The 9,752-nt window shown below is 42.3% G+C and carries 10 protein-coding genes; 2 read left to right on the top strand and 8 right to left on the bottom strand.

Annotated features, from left to right (window positions below; genetic code table 11):
• Window positions 1–225: 225 nt before the first annotated feature.
• Both RWN13_RS14665 and RWN13_RS14660 read right to left on the bottom strand, forming a co-directional pair.
• Entirely contained in the window at window positions 226–1,902 is a 1,677-nt protein-coding gene (locus RWN13_RS14665) for a DAK2 domain-containing protein (RefSeq protein ID WP_314065124.1), read from the bottom strand.
• A 34-nt stretch (window positions 1,903–1,936) separates the two neighbouring features.
• Entirely contained in the window at window positions 1,937–2,299 is a 363-nt protein-coding gene (locus tag RWN13_RS14660) for an Asp23/Gls24 family envelope stress response protein (protein WP_314065122.1), read from the bottom strand.
• A 313-nt stretch (window positions 2,300–2,612) separates the two neighbouring features.
• On the opposite strand from RWN13_RS14660, the gene rpmB reads away from it, so the two are divergent.
• Window positions 2,613–2,801, top strand: coding sequence for a 50S ribosomal protein L28 (rpmB, locus tag RWN13_RS14655; protein WP_209531254.1), 189 nt, complete (start codon window positions 2,613–2,615; stop codon window positions 2,799–2,801).
• Window positions 2,802–2,863: 62 nt separating this feature from the next.
• Here rpmB and RWN13_RS14650 read toward each other — a convergent pair whose 3' ends face one another.
• The 3 genes from RWN13_RS14650 to rsgA are packed head-to-tail and all read right to left on the bottom strand — an operon-like array spanning window position 2,864 to window position 5,089.
• Entirely contained in the window at window positions 2,864–3,517 is a 654-nt protein-coding gene (locus RWN13_RS14650) for a thiamine diphosphokinase (protein ID WP_314065133.1), read from the bottom strand.
• Window positions 3,518–3,519: 2 nt separating this feature from the next.
• Window positions 3,520–4,170 carry a ribulose-phosphate 3-epimerase gene (gene rpe, locus RWN13_RS14645; RefSeq protein ID WP_314065120.1) on the bottom strand — a complete coding sequence of 217 codons (651 nt, stop codon included), beginning with the start codon at window positions 4,168–4,170 and terminating at the stop codon, window positions 3,520–3,522.
• A gap of 19 nt (window positions 4,171–4,189) precedes the next feature.
• Window positions 4,190–5,089 (bottom strand): ribosome small subunit-dependent GTPase A, encoded by a 900-nt coding sequence (gene rsgA / locus RWN13_RS14640; RefSeq protein ID WP_314065118.1) that lies wholly within the window; start codon window positions 5,087–5,089, stop codon window positions 4,190–4,192.
• Between the two features lie 151 nt (window positions 5,090–5,240).
• Between rsgA and RWN13_RS14635 the strand changes: the two genes are divergently transcribed.
• Window positions 5,241–5,753: a GNAT family protein gene (locus tag RWN13_RS14635; RefSeq protein ID WP_314065116.1), complete on the top strand. Its 513-nt coding sequence runs from the start codon at window positions 5,241–5,243 to the stop codon at window positions 5,751–5,753.
• Window positions 5,754–5,784: 31 nt separating this feature from the next.
• On the opposite strand, the gene pknB is transcribed toward RWN13_RS14635, so the two are convergent.
• Genes pknB through rsmB form a run of 3 tightly spaced genes read right to left on the bottom strand, consistent with a single transcriptional unit; the run spans window position 5,785 to window position 9,752 of the window.
• On the bottom strand, window positions 5,785–7,620 hold the full coding sequence (pknB, locus tag RWN13_RS14630; protein WP_314065113.1) for a Stk1 family PASTA domain-containing Ser/Thr kinase: 1,836 nt from the start codon (window positions 7,618–7,620) through the stop codon (window positions 5,785–5,787).
• Entirely contained in the window at window positions 7,613–8,365 is a 753-nt protein-coding gene (locus RWN13_RS14625) for a Stp1/IreP family PP2C-type Ser/Thr phosphatase (RefSeq protein ID WP_314065110.1), read from the bottom strand. The genes pknB and RWN13_RS14625 overlap by 8 nt, the downstream gene beginning before the upstream one ends.
• Before the next feature lie 25 nt (window positions 8,366–8,390).
• A complete protein-coding gene (gene rsmB, locus RWN13_RS14620; protein ID WP_314065107.1) occupies window positions 8,391–9,752 on the bottom strand; it encodes a 16S rRNA (cytosine(967)-C(5))-methyltransferase RsmB in 1,362 nt (453 codons plus the stop codon).

Raw genomic sequence — 9,752 nt, 5'->3', positions numbered from 1 at the left:
AAGCAGATTTATCTAGCGGTTCACATAATCACACTAGCCTTCACTCCGTTAGCGGACAACGGTACGCTAACCATCTACACGCCTCGCTTTAACAAGACACTCACGTGTTCAACTACCTCTGAATTAAGGGGATTTATCTAGCGGTTCACATAATCACCAAATGTACGTTCCCCATTCTCTAGTTAAAAAGCCAAACAGTTACGTTTGGCTTTAACGTGTCATTGATTATTCAACTGAGAATAAATAAGGGTAAACAGGTTGACCGCCTTCATGAATTTCAATCTCAAGGGCATCATCAATTGCTAAGATACCTTCTTCAATTTTCTTCGCTTCAGCTAATGTCCCATCTTCACCAACGATAATCGTCACGATTTCGCTGTCTCCATCTAACATTTTAGCTACTGTTACAATTGAAGCGTCATAACGCTCTTTTTCAGAGACGACAATCTTGCCTTCAATCATACCAATATAATCATCTTTGGTAATTTCCACACCATCAATAGTCGTGTCGCGGACAGCCGTTGTGACCTGGCCACTCTTAACTTCATCGAGCATAGCAATCATCGCTGCTTTGTTGTCAGCCAGAGATTGTTGATCATTGAAACCTAACATAGCTGTCATCCCTTGAGAGATTGTTTTAGCTGGCACAACTACGACTGGCAATTCACTCACCTCAGCGGCTTGATCAGCTGCCATAAAGATGTTTTTATTATTCGGTAAGATGATCACATTTTCAGCGTTGACTTCATCAATAGCCTTTAAAATATCTTCCGTACTTGGATTCATAGTTTGACCACCACTAATAATATAGTTCGCGCCTAAACTACGGAATAATTCTTGAACCCCTTCACCTGCTGCGATGGCAATCACACCAAAGGGAGCCGGTGCTTGTTTTACTTTTGGTAATTCAGGTTTTTCATTCTCCAATAAGGTATCATGCTGTAAACGCATGTTATCAACTTTAATCTTCACTAATGAGCCAAATTTCTGACCGTAGTTCATGACTTCACCTGGATGTTCTGTGTGAACGTGCACTTTAATGATTTCATCATCCGCCACGACCAATAGCGAGTCGCCTAATTCATTTAAATAATTGCGGAACGTATCGTAATCAAATTCGCTATCAACCGTTTCACCTTCACCGATGTGAACCATGATTTCCGTACAGTAGCCAAATTTAATGTCTTCTGTTGCCACATGACCCGCTACACTGCGGTGATGTTCCGCATTGACCATTTCAGTCATTTGGGCAGCACTTGGTTGATAAACAGGGTTTTCAACGATTTTACCTGAAAGAACTTCTAAGAATCCTTCATAAATAAATAACAGACCTTGCCCGCCACTATCGACAACACCAACTTCTTTTAAGACTGGTAACAAGTCTGGTGTACGGTCCAATGAACGTTTAGCACCCTTCACAACTGCTTCCATAACCAAGACACAGTCATCGGTTTCTTTCGCTTTCTTTTCACCAGCACGGGCTGCTTCACGAGAGACAGTTAAAATAGTGCCTTCAACTGGTTTCATCACCGCTTTGTAAGCTGTTTCCACACCGTGTGTAAAGGCTGCAGCCAAATCTTGAGCGTTAAGTTCCACCACATCGGGAATTTTCTTGGCAAAGCCACGAAACAATTGAGATAAAATAACTCCCGAGTTACCACGAGCTCCCATTAAAAGTCCTTTTGACAATGCTTGAGCTAATTCGCCGACTTTTTCCGAGACATTCGTTGTGACAGCTTTTGCCCCGCTAGTCATTGATAAGTTCATATTCGTTCCTGTGTCCCCATCTGGAACGGGGAATACGTTCAATGAGTTGACGTATTCGGCATTTTTATCCAAACGTTCGGCTCCGGCTTGAACCATCGCCTGGAACTGTCCGCTGTTAATTGCTGTTACTTTCACTTAATTATCCTCCTTAAGAATAAACTGCAGACCTCTAGTCTGGCAGTACACGAACATCTTGAACAAATACGTTAACAGAATTTGCTGACACGCCTAACATTGTTTCAAGGTTATATTTCACTTTTTCCTGAACATTGCGGCTGACTTCTGAAATCTTTGTTCCATAGCTAACGACTGTGTAAACATCAATCGCGACGCCGTTCTCTTCTTGGCGTACAACCACACCACGAGAATAATTTTCTTTGCGAAGTATTTCATTTAAGTTATCTTTGATTTGGTTTTTACTAGCCATGCCAACGATGCCGTAAATATCGGTTGCTGCTCCGCCTACTACGGTTGCAATCACGTCATTGCTGATTTCGATTGTACCAGCTTGTGTTTTAATTTTTACCGCCATTAGATTAAGCCTCCTTTAGGTCTTGAACTTAGGCATCCACGCCCTCGTTGTTAATTCGTCTAAGAGGGGGGACACTTGAGCACAATTGCCCAATTTCTCTCATTATTTTATCACAGGAAGTACCTATTTAAAAGTAAAACTACTCTTTTCTCAGTAAAACCTCGTTTTCTCTTCATGTTTTCATTACTTTTCATAAGTTTTTTCTGCAACTATCGTCATTTTCCACTTGCATTCACTTCCTATTTATGGTAAATTATTCTAGTATGAGCAAAGAACTTAAAGGCTCCAATATCAAAGCAAAGGAGGAAGAAACATGGCAAAAGAATGTTATATTACTGGACGTAAATCTAGAAGTGGTAATACACGCTCTCACGCGATGAATGCATCAAAACGTACTTGGAAAGCTAATCTACAAAAAGTTCGCATTTTAGTAGACGGTAAACCAAAGAAAGTTTGGGTTTCAACTCGTGCTTTGAAATCAGGTAAAGTTGAACGCGTTTAATCACATATAACCAAACGGTCGCCAGAGAAATCTGCCGACCGTTTTTTGTGTTCTCTTTCATTTCAAGCCAAATCTTTACTTTGAATCACGGCAACAATCCCACTTTCAAATGAAAAATGACTGGTCTCACCGATAAATTCGTTACTGGCAAAACTCATGGGTAAAGACGTTTGATAGTTCGTCAATTGATATTTGGCATCGTACAAACTCAATTTCTCTACGGCAGTTAGACAAACATATGCTAAATACTCTTTATCCGATTCTTTTGTTAGTTGATAGTCACCTGGCAAATAATAACTAATGGAATTTTGTTGATCTAATAATTTAATCCGTCTCAACTGGGATTGAAACCGCGGCTCTAAGGGCAGCCACAAGTTAGACAAAAAGTGATCGAGACGACCGCCTGTCGCGCCAATCAAGATAACCTCCGCATCAGGATAGCCTTTCAAAGCCAACACCAAGGCCAGCTGAGTGTCTGTATCATCTTTTTCCGGAATTGAATAATGGATTTCCTCTACAATAGCTTCCACCGTTTCTAGTTGACTGGCTGATAGTGAATCAAAATCCCCCACAGCCAACCTCGGTAAAATACCTCTTTCAAGTAAATAATAAGCACCACGATCCACGCCAATCCACGCCGTCGACTCTTTACGGTAGCCTTCCATCTCTGGCCACAAGTTGGGGGCACCACCTGCTACAATCACCACTTGTTCAATCATTACTCGATCGCATCTCTTAATGCTTGTATACGGTCTTTAGGAGAGTCTGAGTTGTAGACGTAAGATCCAGCCACAAAAACATCTGCGCCAGCCTCAGCACACAGTTTAGCCGTCTCAGGGGCTACGCCACCATCAACTTCAATCTCATAAGACAATTCCAGCTCTTTACGCAAGTCTGCTAGTTCTTTAATTTTGCTTAGACATTCAGGAATAAAGGCCTGTCCGCCAAATCCCGGGTTAACCGTCATCACTAAAACTAAATCCACCATGGGTAAGACCTCTTTAATAGCCGAAACTGGCGTCGCTGGATTAATGACGACCCCTGCTTTGACTCCAGCATTACGGATCATTTGTAACACTCGATGCAAATGCAGTGTACTTTCCTGATGAACCACAATAAAGTCCGCTCCCGCTTTAGCAAAATCATCCACATAACGTTCTGGGTTCATTATCATCAAATGGACATCTAATGGCAATTTAGTGACTGGACGAATCGCTGACACCACGTTTGGACCTAAGGTAATATTCGGGACAAACTGTCCGTCCATCACGTCTACGTGAATATAATCTGCTCCCGCCTTTTCAACTAACACGATGTCTCGTTCTAAATTAGCAAAATCTGCGCTTAAAATTGATGGTGCTATCTTCATTGTTTTCCCTGCCTCTTCGTTATTTTTTGTTTTTACCATACATCGGTTTACGGCTTTCGATTTCTTCTAAAAATTGTAAATAGTGTTTATAACGACTAGCTAAAATCTCGCCACTTTCCACCTGCGCCTTCACTTCACAGTGAGGTTCTTGCCTGTGTTTACACTCACGAAACTTACAGCCTTCTGCTGCCCGAGCAATTTCCGGCATTTGACCCGTCAATTCTTCTGCTGACATCTCTAAAAAGTCAATGGCACTAAACCCTGGTGTATCACCGACTAATCCGTCAACTAACGGAATTAATTCCACATGACGAGTCGTATGTCGCCCACGGCCTAACGACTTGGAAATTTCCCCTGTTTTCAATGCCAATTCCGGTGAAATCTGGTTCAGGAGCGTTGACTTTCCTGCTCCTGTCTGCCCCATAAAGACCGTCAATTGTTCCGGAAAATAACGTTCAATTTCACGCAAACTCTCCCAATTGCTGTCTGGTTTAGGTAAAATAACAGGATAACCGATTGTTTCATAGTCCCGCTTCACTTGCTTCATCTCTTCATAGGCGACTTCGTCCAATAAATCGATTTTGGTTAAATAGATAATCGGGTTAATCCGCTCATACTCCAGCGTCACTAAAAAACGATCTAGCAGATTAGCCGAATAGTTCGGCGAAATACTGCTCATGACGACTACGCCCTGATTCACATTAGCTACAGCTGGTCGAACCAATTGATTCTCACGGGGCAACACTTCCAATAAATAACCGTCTGTCATATTGCTGCTTTCAAAAATCACATGATCGCCAACCAATGGTGTAATATTCCGATTACGAAAATTTCCCCGAGCACGCGTTTGATATGTTTGACCGTCTGCATAGACATAATAAAACCCACTTAGTGCTTTTCTAATCTGACCTTGTGTCACATGGCACCTCCATTTTCACTCTATGGTTTCACTCTACTGAATGTTCGCTCATAATTCAAGAGATTTCCCCTAACTTTGCAATAAATTTTACCTTGTATCTTTTTCATCCTTTAGCTATACTGTTAAAAATAATAGTTTTGGGAGGAAATTTATGTCTGAAATCCATATCCGCGAAGCAATGCCTGCCGATGCCGCAGCAATCCTTGACTATCTGAATAAAATCGGTGGTGAAAGTATCAATTTACTATTTACAGAAAATGCCTTTGTCAATACTACCATTCCAGAAGAAGCGGCGATTATCAAAAAAATGGTAGCAGGAACCAATTCAACCATGATTCTCGCTTTGGATGGCCAACAAGTAGTCAGCGTCTCTTCCTTAAATGGCTCTGATCGCCCCAGAGCGGCTCACCGAACTACTTTGGCAATCTCTGTTAGCCGCACTCATTGGAACCGTGGAATCGGCTCTAAGGTCCTAAATCGCTTAATCGACATTGCTAAAAGCAAAGAACTGGAAATAATTGACTTAGAAGTTAAAGCTGATAACCAGGCGGCCATCCGCCTTTATCAAAAAGCTGGTTTTAAAGAAATCGGTCGTTATCCCCACTTCCTTAAAATTGACGCCCACTATTACGACGGCATTTTCATGGTTCTCCACCTCAACTAAAAAAGCAAATCCAGAATCGGATTTGCTTTTTTTAACCTGGAGGCGGTGAGTCCGTTGTAGGAGTCTCCGTAAGTTGTGTTGTCGTTGAACTTGGTGTCGTGGTTGATTCCGATGTACTTGTTGATGTACTCGTGCTACTAGGTGGCGGTGTTGTTGACGCCTCTGGTGCACGCCCAAGTGAAATCGTCAGGGTGACCGTATCACCTTCAGAGACTGTTGCGCCTCCTTGTGGCGATTGATCAATAACTGTTCCAGCAGCATAAATATCTGAATAGTCGTTAACTTCCACCGGATTTAGACCTAAATTGTAGAGATAATCCTGAGCACTTTTCTTGTCATATCCAATGATATTCCGCAACTCAAAACTACCACGCCCCTCACTAACCGTTAATTCCACCACATCTTTAGATGGGTCAACTTCCTTATTTGCTCTTGGCGTTTGAGAGATTACTTTGCCACTTTCAACCTCTTCACTCTCAACTGTTTTTTTAGAGATTTGACTCTCCTTGAATCCTAAATCAACCAAGGTTCTAACAGCATCATTATAGGTTTCATTTTCCAAATCAGGCATATCAACTTTTTTTGACCCTAAGCTGATGTAAAGGGTAATATCAATCCCTTTTTTTACAGGCCTTAACGCTTCGGGATCCGTTTTAACGACCTTGCCCTCTTCAATTTTATCATTAGAAATTTCCTTAACATCGGGATTAATCTTAAAATCTTTTGCTTCCAACGCTTCGATCGCTTCAGTCTGACTCATGCCACTAACATCCGGCACTAAAATTTCTTTCGAACCGCCTATCATGGCTAAAGCGATCGCACCGCCGCCGACTACTAGCAACAGGACCAACGCAATGATCCAAATTTTCTTGCGACTTTTCTTTTTCTTAGGTTCTTCTGGCTCATCGACTTCTTCTGCTTCAACTTCTGCAGGACCATCCATGTTTTTAAAAGCCTCTGGCATATCACTGTCTGTTAAAGGCGTTAATACTTTTGTTTCTTCAATCATCGCCTTTGGTTCGTAACGAGGTTCTCCGTAACGATCGGGCGACAATGAGGTACCAATATCTTGGGCCATCTCATCTGCCGACACGTAACGGTCCATCGCTTCTTTGGCAGTGGCATGTAACACCACATTTTCCAAAGCTTGGGGAATCGCCGGATTAACTTCGCGAACAGAAGGCACTTCGCTTTGGAAATGTTTTAAAGCAATCGAAACGGCTGACTCGCCCTCAAAAGGAACAGAGCCTGTCAACAGTTCATATAAAATAATCCCTAAAGCATAAATATCCGACTGACGGGTTGCCATACTTCCACGGGCCTGCTCAGGTGATAAGTAGTGAACCGACCCAAGTAAGGTATTGGTCTGTGTCAAAGAGGTCTCTGACAATGCAATCGCAATCCCAAAGTCCGCTATTTTCACGTTGCCATCTTCATCCATCAAAATATTTTGCGGCTTTAAATCCCGGTGAATAATCCGATGTTGATGGGCTAAAGAAATGCCCGATAAAATTTGACGCATAATAATTACCACGTTCTCAAAAGGCAAAGGGAAATTATTTTTTATATACTTCTTTAAATCGGTTCCTCTTACGTACTCCATCACTAAGTATTGCATACCATCTTCTTCGCCAACATCATAAACACCAACGATATTGGGATGAACCAACTCAGAAGCAGCTAAGGCTTCCCGTTGAAAACGGCGAATGGCTGATTTGTCGTCCTGGAAATCAAAACGCAGAACTTTAACAGCCACATCACGGTCAAGAATCAAATCATGAGCAAGAAAGACATTGGCCATACCACCGCTGCCAATGTTGCCAATAACTTTATAGCGGCCATTTATCTTACTTCCGATATCAATCATTCGCAACCTCACCTTTCTCATTGTAATCGATTAACAAGACCGTAATATTATCTGTTCCACCAGCTTCATTTGCTGCTTCAATCAATCGATCTAAGGCTTCATCCAAATTCGCCGCCTGATCAATAATCGTCATAATCTCTTGATCGGAAACCATATTGGTTAATCCATCTGAACAAAGCAACAACTTGTCTCCGACTGTTACTTCTAAGGCTGTCAAATCAACTTCAACCGTTCCTGGTATGCCGATTGACCGCACCAGTACATTCTTACGAGGATGATGGCTGGCCATCTCCGGCGTAATTTCACCACTTTTGACCAATTCATTAACCAATGAATGATCTTCTGTAATTTGCTTGATTTTGCCATTGCGAATTAAATAGAATCGACTGTCACCGACGTGAGCCAGTAATACGGTTTGATCAATGATCACCACTGCCACAATCGTTGTGCCCATTCCCGCTTTACTTGGGTCTTCTTGCCCTTTTTCGAAGATTTCTTCATTTTCTTGCTGAATTTGTTTCAACAACCACTGAATAACATCTTCTTGCTCGGTTAAGTTGGAGTTCTCCCAGGCGTTTCCAAGATCGGAAACAGTTAAATGACTGGCAACGTCACCCGCTTGATGGCCTCCCATCCCGTCTGCAACAATTGCGAGTTGTACCTTTTCTTGATTTTGGAAAACACCTACAGCGTCCTGATTACTCTTACGCTTGCGACCGACATCGGTTCGAAATCCAATTTCCATGATTACACCTCTTTTACTTTTCAAATCAAGATAGTCGTCTTAAACAACAGATAAAGAACCCATCTGTCTGATACTGGTGAGGATAAATCGTCACCGTCTCATCTGTCGACTCTTGAAGTTTTTCGCTACCAACTACCTTGATTCGCTCAAAATTATCATGCTTAGCCAAAAAGGCCGCAATCACATCTTGGTTTTCTTCACGGGCGATGGTACATGTGCTATAAGTTATTATACCGTATTGTTTCACCTTTGTCGCAAGACTTTCAAGAATTTCTAATTGAATTCGCGGTAAATTAACAAAATCTTCTTCTTTTTTACTGTATTTAATGTCTGGTTTCCGTCTTAGGAGACCTAATCCAGAACAAGGGACATCTGCTAAAATCCGATCAAAGAAGTCATCTGGGAATTCATCACCAACTTTACGCGCATCCAGCACTTGAGGAATAATCCGTTCTGCCACATGAAGGCGTATGGCATTTTCTTCGATTAGCTTAACCTTATGAGCGTGAATATCCAAGGCCGTAATCCGTCCACCCTGGGCTTCATCTACATAGGTCGCCATATGAGTGGCTTTACCACCAGGTGCGGCACAGGCGTCCAACACTTGATGCTGAGGTTCAATTTGCATAGCAGGAGCAACTAACATTGACGACTCATCTTGGATGGTTAATTGTCCTTCTTTAAACAAGGTACTTCCTGCTAGAAAGCCTTTTGCGCCCACGATACCAAATGGCGACAATTCACTTAAGACGACTTCAATTCCTTCATCAGCCAATGCGTTAATGGCCGTTTCTCGGTCAATTAAGGCTGTATTAACACGGGCACTAACTTTGCTAGGTTCAAAGAGAGACACCCCCAATTCCCGCGCTTCTTCCATACCAACGAGCTCAACCAGCTTCTCAGTCAACCAACGCGGCATACTGATTTCTGTTCCTAAGCGATCAATAGGGTCTTTAATCGTCTCAAATTTAGCCGCCCCTTGGCGTTGGAATGAACGCAAGACGCCGTTGACAAACTTACCGGTGCCCACATTCCCTCGAGCTTTCGCGATTTCGACTGCTTCATCCACAATGGCATGGGGAGGTACTCGATCCAAATATTCCAATTGGTACAAGGATAATAATAATAACTGACGCACCCACGGTTCCACTTTTTTAGCGCCTGCAATAAAGGGGGCTAAATAAAATTCCAAGGTTAACTTACGACTAATAGTCCCGTAGACAATTTCTGTTAATAAACGACCGTCTTTTTCACTTAAGCCAGCTTCCATCATGGCTTGATTTACTAATAAATTGGAATAAGCCTGCTGCGTCTCTACCTTGGTTAATAATGCCATGGCCACGTATCGTGTGGAACGTTTGATTCTTGCTGGTACTTTCTTTCCCAT

The sequence above is a fragment of the uncultured Vagococcus sp. genome, assembly GCF_963518325.1.
Lineage (GTDB): Bacteria > Bacillota > Bacilli > Lactobacillales > Vagococcaceae > Vagococcus_D.
The sequence above is the reverse complement of the archived record's forward strand: the minus strand, read 5'-3'. Positions and strand labels throughout refer to the sequence as shown.

Bases quoted from the DNA above. Each gene is read 5' to 3' on its own strand.
- RWN13_RS14660 (WP_314065122.1), bottom strand. From the start codon at position 2,299: ATGGCGGTAAAAATTAAAACACAAGCTGGTACAATCGAAATCAGCAAT.
- rpmB (WP_209531254.1), top strand. From the start codon at position 2,613: ATGGCAAAAGAATGTTATATTACTGGACGTAAATCTAGAAGTGGTAAT.
- rpe (WP_314065120.1), bottom strand. From the start codon at position 4,170: ATGAAGATAGCACCATCAATTTTAAGCGCAGATTTTGCTAATTTAGAA.
- RWN13_RS14635 (WP_314065116.1), top strand. From the start codon at position 5,241: ATGTCTGAAATCCATATCCGCGAAGCAATGCCTGCCGATGCCGCAGCA.
- pknB (WP_314065113.1), bottom strand. From the start codon at position 7,620: ATGATTGATATCGGAAGTAAGATAAATGGCCGCTATAAAGTTATTGGC.
- RWN13_RS14625 (WP_314065110.1), bottom strand. From the start codon at position 8,365: ATGGAAATTGGATTTCGAACCGATGTCGGTCGCAAGCGTAAGAGTAAT.
- rsmB (WP_314065107.1), bottom strand. From the start codon at position 9,752: ATGGGAAAGAAAGTACCAGCAAGAATCAAACGTTCCACACGATACGTG.